Source organism: Bacillus sp. FSL K6-2971 (assembly GCF_038006405.1).
GTDB classification, from domain to species: Bacteria; Bacillota; Bacilli; order Bacillales; family Bacillaceae; genus Bacillus; species Bacillus pumilus.
The window spans coordinates 2,852,532-2,875,576 of sequence record NZ_JBBOVD010000001.1 but is presented as its reverse complement, the minus strand read 5'-3'; the positions used below and the strand labels follow the sequence as shown (position 1 = coordinate 2,875,576).

Below are 23,045 nucleotides of genomic sequence, written 5' to 3'. Positions count from 1 at the left end.
ATGGCATGGCTGCGGCTGATTTTATCAAAAAACTGGCACCGGGAGCGCAAAAGGTTTACAAAAAATACAACGTTCTTGCAAGCCTTGTCATTGCTCAAGGGTGCCTTGAAAGTGGCTTCGGAGCAAGCGATCTATCTAAACAAGCTTACAACCTCTTTGGAGTCAAAGGGACTTATAACGGAAAATATGTATTAATGTGGACCAAAGAACAGGACAAGCACGGCAATGAAACGAGAGTACAAGCGCGCTTTAGAAAGTATCCATCATATGCTGAGAGTCTCGCGGATTTAGGAAGTTTGTATACTCGTTTGAGTCGATATAAAGATGTGGTAGGGGAAAAAGATTATAAAAAGGCTACTGCAGCAGTTTCAAAAGCTGGTTACGCCACTGATATCAATTATGCTACAAAATTAAACAGCATCATCTTTACTTACAAGCTCACACAATATGATAATTTGGATGATCTACCAGAAGAACCGAGTGAACCAGAAACACCAACGGGCCCTGAGTTTCCAAGTAAGGAATACGATGGGATAGACATGCCACTCAATCAAAATTTGCCGTCTGATGTGGATTTTCCACAGCTTCACGTATCAAGTAAGGATGGAAAGGATGTCATAGAGATCACGGGCGTGTCTGTTGATTTTACAGCCGATCCAACAGGTAAAAAATCGTTTAGTTTTACACTGCCACGCACACAGGAAAATGGTGCAGAGTTTGAGCTGTTAATTGTTGACAATGTTTTATATCTTGATGAAAAGAAATATAATCATCAAAAATACTACATTACGAATGTAAGTTTGCATCAGGAAAATGGAGTGCTAACAAAAACGGTTACAGCTGCGCATATTTTCTCCGTTCTGTTAATTAATAACAGAATTGAAAAAACAGTTTCTAAGAAATTAAGCATAAAAGAAGCGCTTGATATTGCTCTTAAAGGAACTGATTTCAAGTATGTCATACATGCAAAAGCGGGTGAAATTCCTTCCGCAGAACAAGAAAACTTCGGTGAAAAGAATTCCACAGAATTGATGGATGAAATCATTGAAGATTATGGCATAGAGTTAGACGTGGATAATTACAAAATCCATGTTTACAAAAAAATGGGACAAGAAATAGACTTTGTGCTTGATAGTCGTTATAACATGCCAGGCATTACTATTACGACAGATTCTCAGAATTGTACCACTCGTGCGTGGGGATACGGCGCACAAAAAGAAACAGATTCCGTCTCTGAATCAAAAGGTGATGGCAAAACGAAAGAAGATGGTAAAGAAGAGTCAAAAGAAGAGAAAGAGCCTGAGTATATATTTGAACCAGTTCTATATATTCATCCTGATGAAGACAAATTTTTGATCGAAGGTAAACCACGCTGGGCGGAGCCGATAAAAGATGAGAGATACAAAAAATCTAGCAGCATCATTTCAGCATTAAAAAAGCATGTAAATCCATATCCTGAAATGACAGTAGAGGTGGAGTTTCAGAAAATATATGAACCAAAACTTCTTGAAATTGAACAAGATTTCTGGTTAGGTGACACGATACATGTCATCGCTGACACTGCAGACGGAATAACCTTTGAGGATGATCTAAGGGTCGTATCAATTCAGCATAACCCTCTCAATCCGTATAGCAGCCCAACGATAACATTTGCGAACTTCCGCAAGGACATTCAGCGTATTAATGTAGACCAAGTGAAGAAAATGAAAAATTTACAACGGTATATAAATGACATGCTCAAGACGCTTAGATAGGGTCTTTTTATTTTTGCCAAAAAGGAGAGTGAGAACATGGTAAGGCTGAGAAAACAATATGATACAACCCGAAACTCGAAATACGCAGAGCAGCTGCGAGAGGATATGCAGTCTATAGAAACTCATTTGAATCAGAATGCAGATGATTTGAAACGGCATAAAACAAACGATATAGCTCATACATCGAATCAAATCAAACATGGGTTATTCTCTGTTGCCAATCGAATAGACAACATGTGGTCAAGGATTATCAATCTAGTATTAAATCACGATGGAAAAGATGTTAAAGAAGTGGTTGATATTCGTGTCGCTAGGGATGCATCCATTCATCCCACCGCAAAAGATCGTCTTGATTATGATTTCCAAATACTTGAGCAAGAAATTGAAGATTCTGCAGTTTCTCTCAATCTCAAAAAATTCATCAAGAAATACGGGAGCTTCACAGCGGGCTTTAAAGCTGCGCTAAGCCTTGCGAAATTATATCCTGTGCATATTGTCGTGCCACCCGGAAAATACAAGCTGATGGAAACAGCACGCATCTATAAAAATACACATTTAACCTTACAAGCTGGTGCCGTTATAAGGCGTGGCTTTGTAGGATCAATGCTTGTAAATGGGGATAAAGACGATCGGACTCAAGGTTATAATGGCCACGGAAACCTACTGATCGACGGTCAAGGGGTGTTTGATAGTGCAGGGGGAGAGATCAAAGAGCAATGTTCAGTCTTGGGATTCGCTCATGCTGAGCGCATTATCATCCGCGACATCACAATCAAGGATGTGTGCGGCGGTCATGCGTTTGATTGTGCAGGTAATAAACACGTATTAATAGAGAATGTATGGTTTAAAGGTTTTGCTGATTATAAAGGCGACAGATGGTTTTCTGCTGCTGTCCAGCTGGACTTGATGAGATCGGCGGGCAACTTCGGTGCATTTGGAGCTTATGACCAAACCGTGAGCAAGCATGTTACCGTTAGGGATTGCTATTTCAGCAGATCAGAGAATCTAGGAGGATATGCGAGGGGGATAGATTCTCACACCAGCACTGATGGCTTTTGGTATTCTGATATTCGTATCGAAAACAACGATTTTGAAGATACGACCGAGTACGCAATTTCAGGGAACAAATGGGAAGACGTTTTAATAAGCCGAAACCGATTTAAAAATTGTGCATCCGGCGTAAGGCTCATGATTCCAAGAGTTGAATCGGTTTACACGCAAGATGCAAACGGCAATCCTACGAACAGGGTCAACAAGGTAAAGCGTCTATCAGTCAAAGATAACACCTTCACCAATATCAAAGTGCGTCATGCCATTCAGGTATATGGCCGTAAAGGGATTCAAAAAATTGACGACGTGGATGTTTCCGGTAATAAAATCAATGGCGTAAAGGTCAAGCACGCTATCCATTTATCAGACGTGGATGGCTTTTTGGTGTCTAACAACCAATTTAGAGACATCAAACATCACGGGGTACTCTTAACACGCTGCAGCAATGGTAAAGCTGATCTAAACGTTGGACGAGACATCGAAGGAAACGGCGTGCGTGTGGAATTAGGTAGTAAAAATATTGATATAACTTACACAACTTTACGTGAAGTTGGATATTCAGGGATTTCTGTTTCAGGTGATTCAGAGGACATAAACGTTGATTTCAGCGATATTCAAAACGCCGGTAAAAGAACATCATCCTCAAACCCGTATTACGGAATTATCTTCATGGATGGAGTCACAGATTCAGCAGCAAGATTCAACAAAGTGCGCGGAAAAAAATGCAGATACGCGATGTATTTTACTAGCAAGTGTTCTCGTATTCAGCATTTCGGCAATCGACTTAAAGGAGCTGGCGCAGAAGGCAGCTTGAAAGATAATAGTGTCGATCCAATTAAAACAATAGAAAATGTAATTTGAGTGAGGTGATAACAAATGATTCATAAGAACGGTCCACTTGATTTCAATGTAAACGCATATACCAGTTCAAGTGTATCAACCAGTATTAATTTTTGGACACAAGATCGACAGACAGCTAGATTAGTATTTCATCTCACGAAAGACGGAGTTCCATTGCCTCTGGCAGCTGTCACAGGCAAACTTGTATTAGTTATGGCCGACGGCAGCCGATTCATTCGAGACGTAACTATTATTGATCGAGTGGAAGGTCAAGCGGAATACATCTTGTCTGATCAAGAGATCAAGCATTATGGAGACGTACAAGCTGAGTTGAATTTGTACTATGCAAATGATCAATCTTTGTCTGTGCATCAGTTCTCTTTTAACATTTCAAAGTCCCTCATTGATCAAGATATTGTGCCGATAACGGAGTATTACGTGGATGAGTTTGAGGCATTAAGAGCTAAGATAAATGAGCTTTACGATGAGTCTATTAAAACGATTGCAGATTTGAGGGCCAAGTTTGAGGACTTGGAAAAGATCGAAACAAAGGAAGGCGCGCAGTCTAAAGTAGATGCTGCGCTTAAGGCAGCCAATAAATACACGGATGCTCACGCGGAAACACCTGCTGGTGCAAAAGATAAAGTAGCGGCGGCGCTGGAAGCGGCAAAAGAATACGTTGATCCGCACCTTGAAAACAAAAAGATTCACGTAACGGAATCAGAAAAAAGTAACTGGAATAACGGCCAGCTGCACAGGCTTACACCTAACGACGGTAAAGTTGCAAGGTTGCCAAACGGTACTGATATTTTTTTACTGCCAACGGGTTTTTATATGGGAGCAAATCTGATAAATCTGCCTGTAGAGAATGATTCCAGTTTCTATTACATTGAAGTTTTAGAAACATCATATGTACAAAATGAAGTTAATTACAAAAGGATTATTGCCACGAGATCATTTGATAATATGACTTGGATTGGCACGTTCCATGCACAAGGCTTTCGAGGATGGAAACGTCTCTTAACAGACGGAGATGATGTAACGATGCTAAAAAAACAAGTCGCTCTCCTTACATTACAGCTTTCGCAGTTGCAGAAAGGCGGGGCATCATGATTTATCCAACGGCTGCCGATATAAAAGTATTTTGGGATTGGGGCGTTTACACTCTTGAGATCATGCGGAAATATGTCGCATTAGAAGTAATAACAAAAGAAGAGTTTGAGCAGATCACTGGCGTTTCGTTTGATAAGCCAGCTGCTTCTGCGGATTTAGGAACAACAGCATCTTAACAGGTGCTTTTTATTTTGCCTTCGAAAGGAGGTGGACAAAATGAGGGAGTAGGTGAGTGAAATGGAAATGGATTTGGCGCAGTATTTAATGACACAAGGACCGTTTGCGGTGTTGTTTTGTTGGGTGCTGTTTTATGTGCTCAACACAACAAAAGAGCGTGAAAACAAACTTATTGAGCAAATAGATGCTCAAAACCATGTGCTAGAAAAATTCAGTGAGAAATATGACGTTGTCATTGAAAAACTAGATCGTATCGAAAGAAACCAAAAATAAAAGAAATGGGGAATTGAATATGAATAATTTAGACAAAGGCACTGTGATCCGTACGGTGCTTCTTTTAGTTGCTTTGATTAATCAGTTTTTAGTGATGTTTGGAAAGACACCTTTACCATTGGATGAAGAATCAGTAAACAATTTAGCAGATGTTTTATATGTAGCTGGCTCAACACTCTTTACAACGGTTATGATGCTCATCACATGGTTTAAGAACAACTATGTGACATCTAAAGGAAAGAAACAAAAAGAAGTCCTAAAACAAAAAGGATTAACGAAGTAAAGGGCTGCCCTAGGCGGCTTTTTTTATCCAAAAAATGATTGGAGAGATTTAATATGACAAAGAAAATTATGATTGATCCGGGACACGGCGGGCACGATCCAGGAGCGACTGCAAACGGATTAAAAGAAAAAGACCTTGTACTAACTATCGCAAAGAAAACAAAAGTGATTCTTGAAAAGGTGTATGGGGCATCAGTTAAGCTCACACGATCAACCGATGTTTATATTGATCCGTCTCAAAGAGCAAGACTAGCAAATAATTGGGGTGCTGAGTATTTTGTTTCAATCCATATCAATGCTGCTGGTGGCACAGGCTTTGAGACGTTTCGTTTTGATAAGCTATCAGCAGCATCCAGCACTGGCAAGCAGCAAAAGATCGTACATGATGCGATCTATAGAAAAATTAAAGGTAAAGTAGGGGACCGTGGTACCAAGTCTAAAGATCTTGCAGTATTGCGAGAAACAAATATGCCAGCGATTCTAACCGAGAACCTTTTTATTGATCGTAAAGAAGACGCAGCGCTGTTAAGACAAGATTCGTTCCTGAACCTATTGGCCGAGGGTCATGCTGATGGGATTGCGGCAGCCGTCGGACTCAAAAAGGTATCTTCTTCAACTAAAACAAAGCCTAAAAAGGAAACGGCGCCAAAAGGCGTTAAAATGGCCGTGGTGAAGCCGAATGCTGACGGGTGGCTATGGGTCTATGATAAGTCAAGTTGGTCAGCAAAGCACAAAAAAGTAAAGTCGGGAGAGGCTTTTACAATTGATAAAACCGTCAACGTAAACGGATCGAAAATGTATAAACTGAAATCAGGACTGTACATCACTGCTGCCACGAAATACGTTCAGGTAAAACAAAAGTAAATGAAAAGCCCTTCCTTATCGGAGGGGCTTTTTTTGTTTGGTATTTAATTAACGCTATCAATGTTAGTATCTACTTCTGAAATCCACTTTTTTGTTTTGGTCGTTTTGTACTTACCTTTAACATATATTTTTGTTGTTGCTTGATACTCTGCTTTGGTATATTTCTTAATCCATCTGTACTTTTGTACTGACTTTAATTTTATATCACCTTTTGATGCTACATAACCGGTTACCATTCCAGTAAATGCAACTGCTGCAGCTGGACCAAGTTGAAAAGTTGCGGTTAAATATCTTGTAATATGGTACATACCGGAGGATGCAGCTGATGCAACTACATAAGCTGGTATAGTGTAAGTTGAAGTAAATTGACCGTCCCATTTTGCTTGAGCTTCCAATTCAGTGTTTAATAAATTCTTGTTGATTAAAGAAGATTCGTAGTTTACTTGTTTTTTCGGAATCACTTCATTATGCTGCGCCATTAAAGGAGTACTTACAGAAAACACTAATACCACAGACAAACATGCAAGAAACAAAGATTTGAAGATTTTCATCAACCCTCTTTCTGGAAAAAATGTAATTCATTTATAATTATAGATAAAAAAGTCTTTTAATGCCAGCTTTTATGTAATAAAATGTATATGATTTATACAAAGGGGTGAGATGGTGGTGAAGCATTTTTTAACGGCAATCGCAGTGGCTGTAGTTGTGGGGATAATTGTTTATGTTGCAGATGATCGCTTAAGTATGTTTCCATTGATGTTGATTTTAGCGGTTGCGATCTATATCGTAAGCAGGATTAGTGAAACGCTGATTAAGAAATATTCAAAAGAAGATAGTCATTAACACAGCCCCTCCATTGGAAGGGCATTTTTTATTTAAATCGCCATTCCTTCTTCTCCTTATCCCACGCCAGTTCATTTCTAGTCATAAGGTTTCTAACGGCTTTTCTAATGGACTTTTCGTCTTTACCTGTTTTCCGTTTAAGCTCATCTATTGATGGGTTTCGTCTGAATCTGCTCATGTTATAGATGATTCTGTATAACTTCCTTTCAAGATCGGTCACGCCGTACCCTCCTATAAAAGAATGTATGTTCGATTATAAATGTAAATAAAAAACCCTTCAAGTCGAAGGGTCATCTTAAAGAAGATACTTTATCAGTGATTATCATTTGTTCTCCTGAACGTTCGTATGAGAATTTAGCTAATATTTCATCTTCATCTATATAAGGAACTTTCCAAAATACAGCGATTTGGTTAATCGTGTTATTGTCAGTTCCAATTTTTGAAGCTAAATCATCACTAAACATTTCCACCATGTTATAAGAAGTTTGAGCAGAATTTTTAAAATCAAACGACAGGTAAACAAGAGCGATTAGTTTGTTATCTTGGTCAGTACTCATATCTTGATTAATTTCGATCTTTTCAATTGAGGCAGTCTTGTAATTATCCTCTACAATAGATTCAATTTCATATTCCGCCTCACTTTTCAAAGTAGACAGTTCTTTATCCTTCTTTTTAGTAACTTCTGCAGCATTGTCTTTCTTACTTTTTTGTTTAACTTTTGAGGAGTTCTTAATTTTAAAATTAATTTCAGCAGTAGCTACTCGACCATTTTCACCGCTAACATTAGAACCCGCAAGATTAGCCCCATCTTCTCCAAAAATCTCTTTAACATGGTCAGTTTGCAGATTTTCGGGTAACGTTTCTACATAAGCAATATACTTCCCTCCGTCAAAATCCTCGCCTTCTTCATTAGAAAATTGATAATCAAACATTCCACCTTCTTTAACTATTCCCTTAGCTAGCTCGCTTTGATCAGAATTTGGTGCATCTAAGTAAATGTTTATTTTTGTCTCTTTAGGTAAGTTGCTTTTTCCGCTAATGAGAATTTTTTTATTGTCTTTAATTTTTTTATTCAAGGTGATCTTTACATTTAATTTTTCTTTAGTTTTAATGCTTTCTTCTTTTTTACTGGAGTCACTTGTGGATGTGTTTTCTGCTTTGCCACAAGCAGTTATGAATAAGGTACATGTACACAAAATTAAAAGGAAAAAAGTTTTAATAAGATTCAATATAGACCCTCCGAAACAAATATTTTCCAGATAAGTCTATCATATTATTGAATTAATAAGAGGATGAAATAATGTTTTTTTCCAAATTGAGAATATTACGGAATTGACATTCGAGATGTTATAATTTAGTAAGAACAATTAACAATTGGGGTGTGTTATATGTATTTCCGCAAAAAATCATTAGTTGAAGAAATCATCAAATATGACGACTACCCTTATAAAGTTTATACAAGGGTTTCGACGGACAGAGATGAACAAATAAGTTCTAAAGAAAACCAGATCGACGTTTGCAGGTATTGGATCGAACAACATAATTATGAATGGGATGACCGTTCTGTTTTGTTAGATGATGGTATTAGCGGAACCGTCCTTGAAGATAGGGCAGCAATGAAATACATTTTTTCATTGGCGAAAAAGAAAGAAATAAAAATGGTGATTTTTAAATCCATCACACGTCTTGCACGTGACCTAAAAGATGCGTTATATATCAGAGAGATTCTAGTGTCTAATGGGGTTCGTGTCGTTACACTCGAAGAAGATTATGACTCCCTTTACGAGAGTAAAGCGTCAATGAAATTTGAAATGTCTGCCCTGTTTGCGGAGCAGTTACCTAAGTCAATGTCAGTCAATATAAGTGGTGTACTTGCAGCAAAAGCAAGGCGTGGGGAACATTCTGGTCGAGTACCCTATGGTTATATGAAAGAAGGCAAACACCTTGTGATTAACGAAAATGAAGCGCAAGTTATTAGATTGATTTTTCATCTTTATAATAACGAGGGCTTGGGCCAGAAAAGGGTTACATACGCTTTGCAAGAAAAATGTAAGCTAGGTGAAATACCACCTCCAAAAAAACGTAGCAATTGGCAGCTTACAACAGTTCAAACAATATTGAAAAACCCTATATATTGCGGCGTGCATATAGCTAATAGGCATACTACAATAAAAGTTGATGGTCGAAAAAAATTTATTAGGAATCCACCCGAAAAGTGGAATATTTACGAAGACTTTTGCCCTCCGATTGTATCGAGAGAGGATTGGGAAAAAGCAAACAATAAACCTACTGTCAATAAAAAAACTAAATTCACACCGTGGAATGAGTTGAGACAATTACTCATTTGCGGTAAATGTGGTTCTAACATGGTCATTATTCAAACAAGTAGAGTCAAACAAAATGGAGAAAAAACGTATTGGAAATATGTTAAATGCAGTAATTTCAGAAGAGCGGGTCAAGAAGGTTGTGTTAACCATGTTCCAATTACTTATGAAGAGGTTAGGGATTTAATCATTGAAAACCTCATCGAATTCTCCAAGGATATATCACACGATTTTAAAAGAAATGCTTTTGAGCAAAAGGAAAAACAAATTAAATCAATAAAAGTAGAGTTAAAATCCTTAGAGACTCAGAACAAAAGGTTATTGGAGTTATACTTGGAAGATCAATTGATTACCAAATCCGAGTTTCAAATAAAACGTAATGACATTCAATCTAAAATAACTATGCTTGAGCAGAGTTTATTTTCATTACAACAAGTACAGGATGAGAAAAATTCAATGGTTGAAATGAAGGCAGTTCTCCGAGAACTTGAGGATAGGGAAAAAGATTTAAAGCATGTGTTTGACAAACTCATTGACCGTATCGTCATTCATCCTAACGGGAAGATGAACTTTCACTATAGATTTAAATAATCATCTACGCTATAATCATTTGCAAAAGGTATGCATTCCAAATGCCATGCAAAAGCTAGGAGTCAAAGGTCGTTCACAGGCCGTAGTCGAGCTTCTGCGTATGGGTGAGCTAGAGCTCTAAAGTCAGCCGGTTTTCCTTCCATACAAGGGAGGAACCGGTTATTTCTATATGGTTTCCATGAGTCTCTTCTTGCATTTTCTCTGAAAAACGAGGAAAATAGGAATGTACGTTTTAATCAAAGTGAGATGCTATAGTGAGGTATCAATGAAATGGAAACGAATGAGTTCGACCATGTAGCAGAGATTGAAAAATCATTGCGCCATATTGCTGCAATTATTAAGCAAAAAGGCAGAGAAATCCTGAATCAATATACGATTACACCTCCTCAATTTGTAGGGCTTCAGTGGCTTTATGAATTCGGAGATATGACAATAGGTGAGCTATCACAAAAGATGTATTTGGCTTGCAGTACAACCACCGACTTAATTGATCGAATGGAAAAAAGTGAACTTGTCGAACGAGTAAAAGATCCTTCTGACCGCCGCGTGGTTCGCATTCATTTATTGCCTGAAGGCGAGCGGATCATTCAAGAAGTGATTGTTAAACGCCAAGAATACGTCAGTGAACTTCTAGGGGCTTTCTCAGAAGAAGAAGCCATCGTTTTCAATCAATCCTTAACGAAACTACAGCAGCAAATGAAAAGAAAATGAGGCGATTTTGTTGGATCAACCAATTGGCGTCATTGATTCCGGCGTCGGCGGTTTAACCGTTGCAAAGGAAATCATGAGACAACTGCCAAAAGAAAAAATCATTTACGTAGGCGATACAAAACGGTGCCCGTATGGCCCACGGAAAGAAGAAGAAGTTCTTCAATATACTTGGGAAATGGCACACTACTTATTAAGACATCACCATATTAAAATGCTCGTCATCGCATGCAACACAGCGACGGCAATTGCCCTTGATGAAATCAAAGCAACACTCGATATCCCGGTCATTGGTGTGATTCAGCCCGGTGCTCGCACAGCGATCAAGGTGACAAACAACCAGCAGATTGGTGTCATCGGTACAGCCAATACGATCAAAAGTGAGGCTTACAAAGAAGCTCTGCTATCTTTAAAAGCAGGACTAGCGGTTCAAAGTCTGGCATGTCCGCTGCTTGTTCCCTTTGTGGAAAGCGGTACATTTTTAGATCAGACAGCAGATGAAGTGGTGAAAGATTCCCTTGAACCGATGAAAGAAACAGGAATTGATACACTCATTCTTGGCTGCACACACTATCCGATTTTAAAAGAGTCGATTCAGCGCTTTATGGGCAGTGATGTAAGCATCATTTCATCAGGGGATGAGACCGCTAGGGAAGCGAGTACAATTCTTTCCTATAAAGGACTGTTAAACACTTCTAAGGAAGCGCCTGTTCATACATTCTATACAACAGGGCAGCAGCAAAATTTTGAAAACATCGCTCGTGACTGGTTTGGCTACCTGCCAGGGAAGGTCGAAACCGTATCACTCGAACACGTCTATCAGCAATAACCCGCTTCTTCTTGTGGTGGGTTATTTTTTTATGAAAAGGGTCTAATCCGCAGAGGGAGCTCGTATACATAGTAGTACAAACTACTAGAGGAGGGTGAAGTATGCTGAAAAAAGGATCTACAGCAGCTGTGACGTGTATCGCGTCAGCCATGCTTTTGTCAGGATGCGGATTGTTTCAAACAGACCAAGCGAAAACAGAGATTGACCCGCCACAAAACGTCACATATGTGAAAGATAATAAAGAAGATAAACAAACAGCCAAAGAAGGAAAAGAAGAGAAGCAGGCAGATACAGTCATGAGAGAATTATATTTAATTGATAAAAACGGGTATGTCGTCTCTCAATCCATGCCACTGCCGAAAAATGAAGGAAGTGCCAAACAAACCCTTGAATACCTTGTGGACGGAGGACCGATTTCGAACCTCATGCCAAATGGATTCCGGGCTGTTTTGCCGGCCGACACGAGCGTATCTGTCGATATTAAAGACGGAACGGCCGTAGTGGATTTTTCAAATGAATTCAAAAACTATAAAAAAGAAGATGAACAGCGCATCCTGCAATCTGTCACTTGGACGTTAACACAGTTTGATTCTATCGCCAAAGTCAAATTGAAAATGAATGGTCATGAACTAAAAGAAATGCCTGTGAACGGTACACCGATTTCAGATGATTTAAGCAGAGAAGACGGTATTAATATTCAGCACGAGGCTGCTGCTGATATGACATCGACAAAGCCAGTGACGGTTTATTACTTAGCTGAATCTGATGAACAGACGTATTATGTTCCGGTGACCAAAAGGGCGCCAAAAGATGAGGATGATCAAATTACAGCGGCCATTGATGAGCTCGTTTCTGGACCAAGCAAAAAAAGCCATTTGCTCACAGACTTTGATCAAGATGTCAAGCTGAATGATATCCCGAAAGTAAAAGACGGGCATGTGACACTTGATTTCAACGAATCCATTTTCGGCAGCGCGAATGAAAAGAAAAAGGTGATTTCACAAAAAGTTCTTGATAGCATTGTGCTCACATTAACAGAGCTGCCGGACGTCAAAAGCGTCTCCGTTAAGGTAAACGGCAAGGCTGAACTTGTGAACGAAAAAGGAACAGAGCTGACAGAGCCAGTTTCAAGACCAGAACAAGTGAATACAGGTAGTTTTTAACGGCACACATTGATATAATGGAGAAAAAGAGGCATGCATATTCGCTGCCTCTTTTTTATTCCAAGCGATTAGAACGAGCCGAGGTTGTCAAAGTTAGTAGGAGAACCCCGCTGGCATACGCGCGGAATGTATATTGTAACGGAGGTAAATCATGAGATTAGATGAAAGACACTATGATGAATTAAGAAAAGTTGAAATAGAGGCAGGCTACATTACGCATCCAGAAGGCTCTGTCTTAATCTCAGCGGGCAATACGAAGGTGATTTGTAACGCATCCATCGAAGACCGCGTACCTCCTTTTTTAAGAGGAGAAGGAAAAGGCTGGATTACAGCAGAATATAGCATGCTTCCAAGAGCAACTGCTCAAAGAACCATTAGAGAATCATCTAAAGGAAAAGTGACAGGACGTACAATGGAAATTCAGCGATTAATTGGACGAGCACTCCGTGCAGTCGTTGACTTAGAAAAGCTTGGCGAACGCACGATTTGGATTGACTGTGATGTCATTCAAGCAGACGGCGGCACACGCACAGCATCCATTACAGGTGCTTTTGTCGCCATGACACTTGCGATTCAAAAGCTTCGAGCAGAAGGAGTCATCAAACAAAACCCGATCACTGATTATTTAGCGGCGATATCCGTCGGAATTGATTCTCAGCAGGGTCTTCTGTTAGATTTAAATTATGAAGAAGATTCTTCAGCTGAAGTAGATATGAATGTTATCATGACAGGCGCTGGACGCTTTGTTGAACTTCAAGGCACAGGCGAAGAAGCGACATTCTCAAGAGAACAGCTAAACGGACTGCTTGATTTAGCCGAAAAGGGCATCAAAGAATTAATCGAAAAGCAAAAAGCAGTGACAGGAGAAGTCATCGAATAAAAAGAAGGGTTTGATCAGGATGAAAACAGCCATCATTGCAACGCACAATGCGGGCAAAGCGAAAGAATTCAAAGCCATTCTTGAGCCAAAAGGATTCACGGTCAAAACACTAGCAGACATCAGCTTTACTGAAGAAATTGAAGAAACAGGACATACCTTCGAAGAAAATGCCATTATCAAAGCCGAGGCGATTCAAGCCAAAGCGGGTGAAATGGTCATTGCAGACGATTCTGGTTTGTCGATTGACTATCTTGGCGGAAAACCTGGCGTCTATTCAGCCAGATACGCTGGAGAGCATAAAAACGATGCTGAGAATGTAGAAAAAGTGCTGAGCGAACTTCAAGGCATTGAAAAAGAAGACCGCACAGCTAGATTCAGATGTGCCCTGGCTGTCAGCATACCAGGTAAAGAAACAAAGACGGTAGAAGGATCAGTAGAAGGTTTTATCGCAGAGGAACCAATCGGCGAAAACGGCTTCGGATATGACCCAATTTTCATCGTCAAAGACAAAGACCAGACGATGGCCGAATTATCACCAGAAGAGAAAAACAAGATCAGCCATCGAGCGGTCGCGCTTCAAAAGCTTTCATCACTGCTAGACGCAAATGAATAAGGGGGAATGAAGCCATGAAGATACTCATCATTAGTGACAGTCATGGACTCACAGACGAACTTCAAACCATTGCCAAACGGCATGCGGCTGAAGTCGACATGATGATTCACTGTGGAGATTCAGAACTCGAAACGAACCACCCAGCACTCGAAGGATACAAAGTCGTCAAAGGAAATTGTGACTTTATGGGCGATTTTGAAGAAGAGCTCCTGCTCCCACTTGATGGAGGCGGAAAACTATTTCTCACTCACGGACATCTGCATGGCATCAAACAATCCTTGCTTCAAGTCTACTACCGTGCAGAAGAGCTAGGTGCAGACATCATCTGCTTTGGCCACTCGCACATCCCAGGCAGTGAGTGGCTAAGAGGTAAACTACTCATTAACCCAGGCAGCGTGCACCTGCCAAGAGTGCGAAAAGAGCGCAGCTACGCTATACTGACACTAGATGGAAGCGAAGCAAACGTACAGTTTTTCACAGACGAAGGTCAGGTCATACAAGACCTCGAAAACACTGTCACATTGGAAGGTATTTCATAAGGGTGCAGCATTTGCCCCTTGTGAAAAAACTTTCGAAAAACCGTTGACTTTAAAGAACAATAGTAATATAATAAATCTTGTCGGTGAGGTACTCACCAACAGAACACTACATAACAACATGTCCCAGTAGCTCAGCTGGATAGAGCAACGCCCTTCTAAGGCGTCGGTCGGGAGTTCGAATCTCTCCTGGGACGTAATTATTTACAGTATCAAGCCTTGATATGACATGGTTTTGGGCTGATAAGGGATGCTAACGCAGATTAGAACACTGTGGGAGTATCCCCTTTTTTATGCCTACAAATATTTCAGCAACTGTTCTGTTACCTCCAATTCATTTTTTAACTGGAGGAGACAGTATGACAAAGAAAAAAGGCATCTTTGATGTAGATGCAGACATTAATCTGTTTAAACAAGGAAATATTACAGGTATACAGGAAAAGTTATCAGGTGCTAAGGCATCTACAACAGTTACAACAAGTAAGAGAGATGGCTAAGACTTAGACAATGTTATGAATATAATTATTCAGCAAATGACAGTTAGTGGATACAGAGAGAGGACTATTACTGACTACATCAGCTATATGGCTCACTTTAGGAAGGCTACAAATGTAGAATATATTGAGGATATTACAACAGATAGCATATATCTGTGGCTTGATTCAATGGCTGTTTCAAATCAGACTAAGCTAACAAGATTAAAATGTCTCAAGGCTATATTAGGTAAATGTTTCAATAATGGGTGGTTCAGCTCAAAGTTTTGGCATGGCATCAATATCAAAGTTGATAAGCAGGTTAAAAAAGGTGCTAAAAAAGATGATGTAATGGTTCTGTTATCTTTGTTAGACTTAAATATAGGTTTAAGGGATGCTGTAGCAGTCCTTACTCTTTATAGAACAGGTGTAAGGATTAACACACTTGGGCAATTAGAAGAAAGACACATTGATTTTGAAAATAAGTTACTCTGTATGGAAGGTACAATTTTAAAAAATCATAAAATTTTAAAGTTACCTCTTGATGATGAATTGTTACATTTGTTAATGATACTTATAAGCCAAAACAATAAAATTAGAGCCTATTATGGTCAAAGAAACTCATACTTATTTATTGGGTACAAAGGAACTTCTCTTAATACAAAGTTAACAAACAATGCTATTTCTAAGCAATTAAACAAATATGCTAAAAAGTATAACTTACAGAATATTAATCCTCATGCCCTTAGAACGGGTTATGCAAAGAGCTTGTTAGACAAAGGGGCAAACCTTGCATTAATCTCGAAAGCCTTAGGACATTCAAATTTAGCTGTAACAACTCAGTATCTAGATTTAGATGTTGAGGAAGTTGTTGATAACCTCAGGGAATATTTATAAGTGTCTTTACCTCCTGCTAAATTTGGTAGGGGGTTGGCTTTTAAAATTATCCACTCTCTAATGAGCTGTATTATAAAAATGCAGAAAAGGGTTCAAGTCTTTTAATATTTTATTTAGAGGTTAATACAGACACATTATAAATATTGTATGAGGAGCTGTTAGGATGGGCTGGACAATAGGTTATATGAGGGGAAGTACAGATAAGGAGTCACAAAAGTTTGACAGACAGCAAGTACAGTTAGAGGCTTTGGGGTGTAATCATATCTATGCAGACAGAATATCAGGAGCAAAGAGAGACAGACCTGAACTTAACAGGATGCTCTCTGATCTACAGGCAGGAGATACAGTTTACATAGTGGAGATTTCAAGATTGAGCAGGAGTACAAAGGACTTACTTGAGATAGTGGAGGCAATTAAGACAGCAGGAGCATCCTTAAAGAGTATTAATGACTCTTGGCTAGATACATCTACAGAAAATCCAATGTCAGACTTTCTTTTAACTGTAATGGGAGCTTTAGGGCAGATGGAAAGGCAGATGATACAACAGAGGATTAAAGAGGGTGTCAAAGTAGCTCAGGAAAAAGGAGTTAAGTTTGGCAGACCAACAGCTAACAGGAACAAGGTAGTCTATGCCTTGGAGCTGTATCATTCAGGTAGGCACACTACCAGAGAAATAGCAGACATTACAGGGGTCAGTAAGGCTACATTATATAGAAAGTTAAAGGAGCAGGCTTAAGTGCCTAGCTCTTTTTTTGTAAAATTTTGTTGAAAAAAAGAGGGTTTAGTGTGTAGAATTGTAATTATATTGTAGTAGTTGTAAAGGTTGTGTAAATAATATGCCTGAAAGAAGAAATTTAACACCTCAGGAAAATGCCATATTGTTAGCTGAGGTTGGGAGTTTGTGTCCTATTGATGCAAAAACTTTAACTTATGAAAAGAAGGGTAGACAGTATAAGTCATGGGAAGGTGCTCATATATATCCTCTAAATCCTACAGAAGAAGAAATAGAATTATTAAAGGATGAGGAGAGAATACATGAGGATGTAAATAACATAAGAAATTTTATAGCTTTGTGTAAAGAATGCCATACAAGATATGACAATCCCAGAACAGTTGAAGAATATAGGCAGTTATTAAGCATAAAGAAAAATATCTTGTCAAAAAAAGAGACAAGGTCAAAATATGCTGATTACCAAATAGAAAAAGAAATAAAAGAAGTTATTAAATCATTGGTGGAGGAGTCAGATGAGGAATTATACACCCCATTAAATTATGATGCCTTACAATTAGATATTAAAGCTGATGATACATTATCCAGAATGACAAAAAATAGAATCAGGCATGAGATAACAGAAAATTATATATATATTAGACAACTGTTTAAAGAAATGGACAGCCAATACCCCAGAAAATTCAAGTCTATAGCATCCCAAGTTAGGTCATTCCATGACAATATGAGTGTAACAGAGCCTTCTCAGGAGGTTATGTATGATCTTCTTACTGAGTGGTTGTATAAAAAAACTGGAAATATTTCTAAAGGTGCTTGTGCCATTATCATCTCATTCTTTATTCAAAATTGTGAGGTGTTTTCATGATAGTACCTAACAAAGTAATTAGATTTAATGAGTCAATTATTGGAAAAATGACCATTATTCTTAACTTTTTATCAGAGAAAGAAATGACAGTAAAGGAACTGTTTTTTATAACTCAAGATTACTTTGATGAAATTGATGAATTCATATATTCACTTGATGCTTTGTTTCTACTTGATGCCATTCAAGTAGATTTTGATAAAGGAGTAGTTACATATGTTAACTAGGATAAAAAGTGCAATATTTGCAGAAGGAACTATAGATTTCCATGAAGGGTTAAATGTTGTATTAGGGGATAACAAAGGCTCTAACTCTATTGGTAAATCAACTTTACTTATGATTATAGATTTTGTTTATGGTGGTAATACATATATTTCCCACAATAGTGATGTTGTTGCAAACTTAGGACATCATGAGTTTGGCTTTACATTTGAATTTAATAAGACTAAATACCATTATGTAAGAGGCACAGAAAATTCAGAGGTTGTCTATGAGAGCAATAATAAATATGAAAGATTAGTTGGAATCAGTGTTGATGACTTTACAAAGCAATTAAAGAATTTTTATGAACTTGAATCAGAGCAATTAAGTTTTAGATCTGCTGTGAGTAACTATTCTAGAGTTTGGGGCAAAGAGAATAATAATGTTAAAAAACCATTACATAGCTTTGCTCAAGAAAAATTCACTCAAACTGTAACCAGTTTGATTAAGCTTTTTAATGAATATGATGCCATTGAATTACAGGACAAGGCAGTAAAGAATCTTGAAGATCAAAGAAAAGTATTAAATAAGGCAGGTAAACACAAGTTAATTCCTAAAATAAATAAAACTAAGTTAAAGAAGAACTTAAAAGAAATAGAGGCATTAACTAAAGAAATAGAAAGAATAGGGAAAAGTGCATATAGCGGCTCAGGTGATATTAGTGAGATTGTTTCAGGAGAAATGATAACAATTAGGGAAAAAAAGAAAAAACTTATAGATGAAAAAGAGTATTATGTTTCAAGGTTAAATAGAACAAATAAAACTATTGAGAAATCTTCAGTTGCTGGCTTTGAAAGCCTCTTAGAATTTTTTCCAAATGTAAATGTTGATAAATTACATAATATAGAATCATTTCATCAAGGCATCAGCTTTATACTTACTGATGAATTAGAGAATGCCAAAAAAGAACTGGCAGATAAAATAAATGAGCTAAATAAAGAAATTGATAAAGTAGTTAAAAAGCAAGATCAGCTATTAAAGCCAGATGAGGAACTTACTGTATTTATTGATAGTTTGATTGAAATGTCCTCAATGCTAAAGAATTTACAGCTTGAAAATGATTACTACAATAAATTGGCAGTAATAAAAGAAGATATTAAAACCAAGAAAAGTGAGCTTGAAGAGTTAAAGGAAAAAATTGTTGAAAGAATTAGCAGGGCAATCAATAAAAAACTAACAGAGATTAATGACTTAATTCATGAGGATAAAAGAACAGCTCCTAAGTTAAATTTGTCTTATAACAAATATGATTATGAGGTCTTTGATAACACAGGAACAGGTAAAGCATATGCCAATCTTATTATTTTTGACTTAGCAATACTCACACTTACTAAAATGCCATTTATAATGCATGACTCCTTTTTATTTAAAAATATTGAAAATGAGGCTGTTGAACATATTATAAAATTTTATAATTCAATTTCTAAACAAGTGTTTGTAGCAATTGATAATACTGATATGTACAACAAAGAAACTCAGAAGATATTAGAGGAGAAAAAAGTAATTCAGCTATCTAATGAAAAGTTATTAACCACTAAGGATTGGGGAGATAAGAGTAAGAAAGAAACTGAGTAAAAGTGTGATTAAATATAGCAATAGAAAGTATTATTAAGATATTATGCTAACTTAAGGGGAGCGCTTACATAGAATATTTTGGAGGCTTATTATAAATACTGCTGTTGAAGAACCATCTCTAAAAGAAGAAGAGTTTAACCAAGTTCTAGGTTTATGGTTGATACTCGGGGTTCAAGTAATGGTTGTCGGAGCTTTTTTGTATACTGGTATACATTATGCCCAAAAAATTTTAAGTTCGAACAAAAACTACAAATTATTAGAAAAGCTTTTTTATAGCTATCTTTTAGAGAAAAACTTGAATACTTCAGTAAATAAAAAAGCAAAAAAGTCTAAGAAGAGAAAATAAACAAAAAATTTGCAACTAATCAATAAAATGTTATTAACCAAGAGCACAGAAATAATAAGCTATTTTAAGATGTCATGATTACAATAGGCTTCGGCCACGGAATGTATCCAAGCTTTTGGGGACTAGATGAAAATGGAGAACCTGCTTGCCTTGTGACGGATTTTCTTATCATTGAATGACGAGAAACCCATGAAATCATGGGTTCTTTTTTTGTTCTTTGATCATAATTTCAGTGTGTTCATAGATATATCATCAAGTGTATAATGAGGTTTTATACGAAAGTGACTTCAGCCACTTTCGTCCTGCGAACGATTTTAAGAGCCAATTAGTCCCGGCGAAATTTGTTCAACTCTTGCCCAATCAAATATGGTTTCGATTTGCATTTGATTCTTACAGTTTATTTTTAATAACCCTTCATTCTCTGTTGTGCTAATCTCAAAATGATGAATTATATTATTATTTCCTAAGTGATTAATTTTTAAATCCGTTACACCAATGAATGATAATTCAACGTAGACAACATCAAAATTTCCCCAACGTTTAGGTTTATTCTTCACGGAGTCTTTTGTCATTAGTCTTATAAATAGGGTAGGACCATCTCTGTTTAAATCAACATTCATGATTTCTGCGTTTTTAAAATGAGGGATCCCCCCGAAAATTTGAGTCATCGCTTGTGGGTTCATAAATTTTTCTTCTCTAATCATTTGGATACTCCTCGTTTGGGTTATTTATTGTTTCTTCTTTCAAAATAATAATGGTCTTCTACACCTTCAACTTTACCATTGCGTGTGTTGTTTTCAGGTCTTACATTGTGGTGTGAAGGTTGATTTCCGACGCCACCTTCTCCAAAATCGTGACCATTTGAATGATCCTGAATAACAATCTTCTTACCATTAACTTCATACGTAAGTTCTCTCGTAAGAATTGGTTGGTTTTTTTCATTTAATAATCGTTTTCCATTCTTATCTGTTAAGGGCACCATCTTTTGACTTTCAGGATTCTGTGTTCTTGGTATATTTAATTGGCGTTTAATTTCTTTTAAACTAGCTTTTCTAGATTCATGATGGTTTTTATTTAAGTTTTTCGGTACGTCTAGTGTTGCTTTAGTTTTTAATTTATTACTTACACCATTTAGCCCAAACGGCAAAAGCATTCCAAGCGCCGCGTTCATACTCGCTTCCTGCTGTTCTTTCGAAATCTTATTTCCAAACATGTCTCGTCCTGTGATCGCTTCGCTGAAGCCATTGGTGGCGGTGAGGCCATATAAACCTTTTTGAGATGTTTTCAGGGCGTCAAAGGATTTTTGTGATGTCTTGTAGATGTCGACTGCCCTAACTGCGGCTGACGTGGCTTGAGTCGTTTTGTAGACAGCTTTTCCGCCTTTGAAAATGCGCCCTGCCCAACCCACGATAGGGATGTAGCCGGCTGCTGCCATGCCGCCTGCCGCGACTCGCTGGCCTGCGGTGAGCTCTTCGCCTGTGATTGGATCAACGCCTGTTGTAGCACGTTTTGCATCGTTCACACCTGTCAATTCATTGACGATATTTTCGCCATAATCAAGTGCTTTTTCATACCAAGGGCGGTTGGCGAGTGCTTCTTGTTCTTTTGCGATCTCGCGGGCTTCCTCTTGTTCTTTTTTGATTTTCAGATATTCAGAAGTTTGCTTCTCAATATCGCTTTTTGCCTTGTAGATTTCACTATTTTGATACGCTTTTTTGTCAAAGTTCATAGGCGAAATGGATTTTCCGTCATTTGTCGCATTCATCATTTCTGCGTACAATGCCATTGTAGCTTGCTGCTCCGTCTCTGACAAAGCATATTCATCTTTTAAATTTTGATCAAGCTCTCGTAGGTCTTTCACTGTCTTTTTTCGCTCGTCTTCCGCATCTGCAATTTTTTCATCAAAGGTTTGACTATCAAATACCTCTAGAGAAATGAGGTCGTCGATGTCTTGAAAAATCGTTTTAAGCGCCTTTTTTTGATCCTTCACAATGCTTTTGGCATTTTTGATGCCCATATGTACAGCGTTGTCTAAAAAGTGTTCTTCTACAAAGGTGTCGCCGCCAAAGTTTGTATCATCTAGTGTCCCAGAAACACCTTCATGAAAGGCTTTTTGCTTATCAATGAAGCTGATAAACATATCTACATTTCCAGCCAATTCTTTATAGAAGCTTTTAATGTTATCGGCACCTTTTCCAGTGAAATCATCACCGAGGTTAGCCACGCCTTGAAGTGTCTTTTTTAAATCTACCATTTGTTCACGGAGTTCCTGGTAGTGTTTTGCCCTTGCATCCATGGCACTTGTTAGTGCTTTTGCATCAAGTATTTTGCCCAGAAAGGTTCACTCCCTTCTCACATAAGTATGTTTTATTTTAACAATATAAAAAAATGTAATGAATAGGAAAAAAGTAGTGAGTGATAAAGCTTTAAATACATTCTATTGGTCAACACTTTGCTGAAGTAGTATGACCTCTCCATGAAAGAAGTCAACGCTTTCCTATCCTGGTACAAAAAGCGTGATGCCGGAGAAGGACCAGGGTTTTATGAAATTGATGAGCATGACAACAATAAAGGTCCCTTTGAAAGTAAAAAGGATTATGTGGTGTTCAAAAACATTCTCATGTTCGAAGTCAATAAATATAAGAAGTAATTGAAATCAAAGCCATCTAGGCAAACTAGGTGGCTTTTGTGTTTATTCGACAGCTTTCACCAATTTTAAGGCAAATTTAAGCTCGGATTTCATTTCAAATACATTAAATCTTTGTTACAATAAGACAGCTTTGCGCAAAAGTGGCGTTCAAAGGTTCGACAACTTTTTTATCATTTCTTAAAAATTTTATGTTTTGATATGAAACTCTTTGAATGATTCATGCGTCTCTATAAGTGTCAAAAGAAAAGAGGTTATCAATATGCTATTCAAAAAGCTATCAGAAAATAAGTCTGTAAAATGGATAGGATATACGAGCTTTTACTTACTTATTTTGCTATTATTGTTCTTTATTTACGGATTCCACACAGCTAATACGGGATCATTCATTTACAACGATTTTTAATTGGAGAT

At 37.7% G+C, this 23,045-nt stretch carries 28 protein-coding genes, 1 tRNA gene and 2 pseudogenes; 26 read left to right on the top strand and 5 right to left on the bottom strand.

Going from position 1 to position 23,045, the window contains the following annotated elements:
* The first annotated feature begins 5 nt into the window (after positions 1-5).
* The 7 genes from MHI33_RS15315 (at position 6) to MHI33_RS15285 (ending at position 6,353) form a co-directional block, all read left to right on the top strand.
* Positions 6-1,754 carry a phage tail protein gene (locus MHI33_RS15315; protein ID WP_340912319.1) on the top strand — a complete coding sequence of 583 codons (1,749 nt, stop codon included), beginning with the start codon at positions 6-8 and terminating at the stop codon, positions 1,752-1,754.
* Between the two features lie 36 nt (positions 1,755-1,790).
* Entirely contained in the window at positions 1,791-3,665 is a 1,875-nt protein-coding gene (locus MHI33_RS15310; protein WP_340912315.1) for a right-handed parallel beta-helix repeat-containing protein, read from the top strand.
* Between the two features lie 15 nt (positions 3,666-3,680).
* Positions 3,681-4,757 (top strand): phage baseplate upper protein, encoded by a 1,077-nt coding sequence (locus tag MHI33_RS15305; protein WP_340912313.1) that lies wholly within the window; start codon positions 3,681-3,683, stop codon positions 4,755-4,757.
* The gene (locus tag MHI33_RS15300; RefSeq protein WP_034325267.1) at positions 4,754-4,933 is read left to right on the top strand and encodes an XkdX family protein; all 180 of its coding nucleotides are present in this window, start codon (positions 4,754-4,756) and stop codon (positions 4,931-4,933) included. Before MHI33_RS15305 ends, MHI33_RS15300 begins: the two co-directional genes overlap by 4 nt.
* A 61-nt stretch (positions 4,934-4,994) precedes the next feature.
* Positions 4,995-5,207 carry a BhlA/UviB family holin-like peptide gene (locus MHI33_RS15295; RefSeq protein WP_034325266.1) on the top strand — a complete coding sequence of 71 codons (213 nt, stop codon included), beginning with the start codon at positions 4,995-4,997 and terminating at the stop codon, positions 5,205-5,207.
* Between the two features lie 19 nt (positions 5,208-5,226).
* The gene (locus MHI33_RS15290) at positions 5,227-5,490 is read left to right on the top strand and encodes a phage holin (protein WP_340912307.1); all 264 of its coding nucleotides are present in this window, start codon (positions 5,227-5,229) and stop codon (positions 5,488-5,490) included.
* A gap of 53 nt (positions 5,491-5,543) precedes the next feature.
* Positions 5,544-6,353, top strand: a complete 810-nt coding sequence (locus MHI33_RS15285; RefSeq protein WP_340912305.1) for an N-acetylmuramoyl-L-alanine amidase family protein — start codon at positions 5,544-5,546, stop codon at positions 6,351-6,353.
* Between the two features lie 44 nt (positions 6,354-6,397).
* Here MHI33_RS15285 and MHI33_RS15280 read toward each other — a convergent pair whose 3' ends face one another.
* Positions 6,398-6,904, bottom strand: coding sequence for a hypothetical protein (locus MHI33_RS15280; protein ID WP_340912302.1), 507 nt, complete (start codon positions 6,902-6,904; stop codon positions 6,398-6,400).
* 109 nt (positions 6,905-7,013) lie between these two features.
* Between MHI33_RS15280 and MHI33_RS15275 the strand changes: the two genes are divergently transcribed.
* Positions 7,014-7,196 (top strand): hypothetical protein, encoded by a 183-nt coding sequence (locus MHI33_RS15275; RefSeq protein ID WP_340912299.1) that lies wholly within the window; start codon positions 7,014-7,016, stop codon positions 7,194-7,196.
* 28 nt (positions 7,197-7,224) lie between these two features.
* Here MHI33_RS15275 and MHI33_RS15270 read toward each other — a convergent pair whose 3' ends face one another.
* Both MHI33_RS15270 and MHI33_RS15265 read right to left on the bottom strand, forming a co-directional pair.
* Positions 7,225-7,416 (bottom strand): hypothetical protein, encoded by a 192-nt coding sequence (locus MHI33_RS15270; protein ID WP_340912297.1) that lies wholly within the window; start codon positions 7,414-7,416, stop codon positions 7,225-7,227.
* 70 nt (positions 7,417-7,486) lie between these two features.
* Positions 7,487-8,425 (bottom strand): hypothetical protein, encoded by a 939-nt coding sequence (locus MHI33_RS15265; RefSeq protein WP_340912294.1) that lies wholly within the window; start codon positions 8,423-8,425, stop codon positions 7,487-7,489.
* 159 nt (positions 8,426-8,584) lie between these two features.
* On the opposite strand from MHI33_RS15265, the gene MHI33_RS15260 reads away from it, so the two are divergent.
* The 16 genes and pseudogenes from MHI33_RS15260 to MHI33_RS22090 all read left to right on the top strand — a co-directional run bounded on the left by MHI33_RS15260 (position 8,585) and on the right by MHI33_RS22090 (position 20,163).
* Positions 8,585-10,111, top strand: a complete 1,527-nt coding sequence (locus tag MHI33_RS15260) for a recombinase family protein (protein ID WP_340912291.1) — start codon at positions 8,585-8,587, stop codon at positions 10,109-10,111.
* Positions 10,112-10,145: 34 nt separating this feature from the next.
* A pseudogene (gene gerE, locus MHI33_RS15255) lies at positions 10,146-10,232 on the top strand (spore germination transcription factor GerE); the annotation flags it as partial.
* Between the two features lie 149 nt (positions 10,233-10,381).
* A complete protein-coding gene (locus tag MHI33_RS15250; protein ID WP_003216546.1) occupies positions 10,382-10,822 on the top strand; it encodes a MarR family winged helix-turn-helix transcriptional regulator in 441 nt (146 codons plus the stop codon).
* A 7-nt stretch (positions 10,823-10,829) separates the two neighbouring features.
* Positions 10,830-11,648: a glutamate racemase gene (racE, locus tag MHI33_RS15245; protein WP_106032636.1), complete on the top strand. Its 819-nt coding sequence runs from the start codon at positions 10,830-10,832 to the stop codon at positions 11,646-11,648.
* A gap of 101 nt (positions 11,649-11,749) precedes the next feature.
* Positions 11,750-12,811 carry a GerMN domain-containing protein gene (locus MHI33_RS15240; protein ID WP_340912289.1) on the top strand — a complete coding sequence of 354 codons (1,062 nt, stop codon included), beginning with the start codon at positions 11,750-11,752 and terminating at the stop codon, positions 12,809-12,811.
* Between the two features lie 151 nt (positions 12,812-12,962).
* Positions 12,963-13,691, top strand: a complete 729-nt coding sequence (gene rph / locus MHI33_RS15235; RefSeq protein WP_044139960.1) for a ribonuclease PH — start codon at positions 12,963-12,965, stop codon at positions 13,689-13,691.
* A gap of 10 nt (positions 13,692-13,701) precedes the next feature.
* Positions 13,702-14,304: an XTP/dITP diphosphatase gene (locus tag MHI33_RS15230; RefSeq protein WP_189318710.1), complete on the top strand. Its 603-nt coding sequence runs from the start codon at positions 13,702-13,704 to the stop codon at positions 14,302-14,304.
* Positions 14,305-14,318: 14 nt separating this feature from the next.
* The gene (locus MHI33_RS15225; protein ID WP_044139962.1) at positions 14,319-14,843 is read left to right on the top strand and encodes a YfcE family phosphodiesterase; all 525 of its coding nucleotides are present in this window, start codon (positions 14,319-14,321) and stop codon (positions 14,841-14,843) included.
* Positions 14,844-14,963: 120 nt separating this feature from the next.
* Positions 14,964-15,037, top strand: a tRNA-Arg gene (locus tag MHI33_RS15220).
* A 162-nt stretch (positions 15,038-15,199) separates the two neighbouring features.
* A complete protein-coding gene (locus tag MHI33_RS15215; protein ID WP_223249542.1) occupies positions 15,200-15,337 on the top strand; it encodes a hypothetical protein in 138 nt (45 codons plus the stop codon).
* Between the two features lie 15 nt (positions 15,338-15,352).
* A complete protein-coding gene (locus MHI33_RS15210; RefSeq protein ID WP_223249541.1) occupies positions 15,353-16,210 on the top strand; it encodes a tyrosine-type recombinase/integrase in 858 nt (285 codons plus the stop codon).
* Positions 16,211-16,373: 163 nt separating this feature from the next.
* A complete protein-coding gene (locus MHI33_RS15205; RefSeq protein ID WP_044139963.1) occupies positions 16,374-16,946 on the top strand; it encodes a recombinase family protein in 573 nt (190 codons plus the stop codon).
* A gap of 100 nt (positions 16,947-17,046) precedes the next feature.
* On the top strand, positions 17,047-17,805 hold the full coding sequence (locus MHI33_RS15200; protein ID WP_044139964.1) for an ABC-three component system protein: 759 nt from the start codon (positions 17,047-17,049) through the stop codon (positions 17,803-17,805).
* On the top strand, positions 17,802-18,029 hold the full coding sequence (locus MHI33_RS15195; protein ID WP_044139965.1) for an ABC-three component system middle component 7: 228 nt from the start codon (positions 17,802-17,804) through the stop codon (positions 18,027-18,029). Before MHI33_RS15200 ends, MHI33_RS15195 begins: the two co-directional genes overlap by 4 nt.
* Entirely contained in the window at positions 18,019-19,638 is a 1,620-nt protein-coding gene (locus MHI33_RS15190) for a DUF2326 domain-containing protein (protein WP_044139966.1), read from the top strand. Before MHI33_RS15195 ends, MHI33_RS15190 begins: the two co-directional genes overlap by 11 nt.
* Before the next feature lie 420 nt (positions 19,639-20,058).
* On the top strand, positions 20,059-20,163 hold the full coding sequence (locus tag MHI33_RS22090; protein ID WP_080772955.1) for a DUF4241 domain-containing protein: 105 nt from the start codon (positions 20,059-20,061) through the stop codon (positions 20,161-20,163).
* A 135-nt stretch (positions 20,164-20,298) separates the two neighbouring features.
* Here the strand turns inward: MHI33_RS22090 and MHI33_RS15185 are convergent, their stop codons facing one another.
* Both MHI33_RS15185 and MHI33_RS15180 read right to left on the bottom strand, forming a co-directional pair.
* A complete protein-coding gene (locus tag MHI33_RS15185; RefSeq protein WP_044139967.1) occupies positions 20,299-20,688 on the bottom strand; it encodes an immunity 50 family protein in 390 nt (129 codons plus the stop codon).
* Between the two features lie 20 nt (positions 20,689-20,708).
* Positions 20,709-22,280 carry a T7SS effector LXG polymorphic toxin gene (locus MHI33_RS15180; protein ID WP_445661780.1) on the bottom strand — a complete coding sequence of 524 codons (1,572 nt, stop codon included), beginning with the start codon at positions 22,278-22,280 and terminating at the stop codon, positions 20,709-20,711.
* 168 nt (positions 22,281-22,448) lie between these two features.
* Between MHI33_RS15180 and MHI33_RS15175 the strand changes: the two are divergent.
* Positions 22,449-22,634: pseudogene (locus MHI33_RS15175) on the top strand (Kelch repeat-containing protein); the annotation flags it as partial.
* Positions 22,635-22,887: 253 nt separating this feature from the next.
* Positions 22,888-23,037 (top strand): teichoic acid D-Ala incorporation-associated protein DltX, encoded by a 150-nt coding sequence (locus MHI33_RS15170; RefSeq protein WP_024427820.1) that lies wholly within the window; start codon positions 22,888-22,890, stop codon positions 23,035-23,037.
* Positions 23,038-23,045 lie beyond the last annotated feature (8 nt).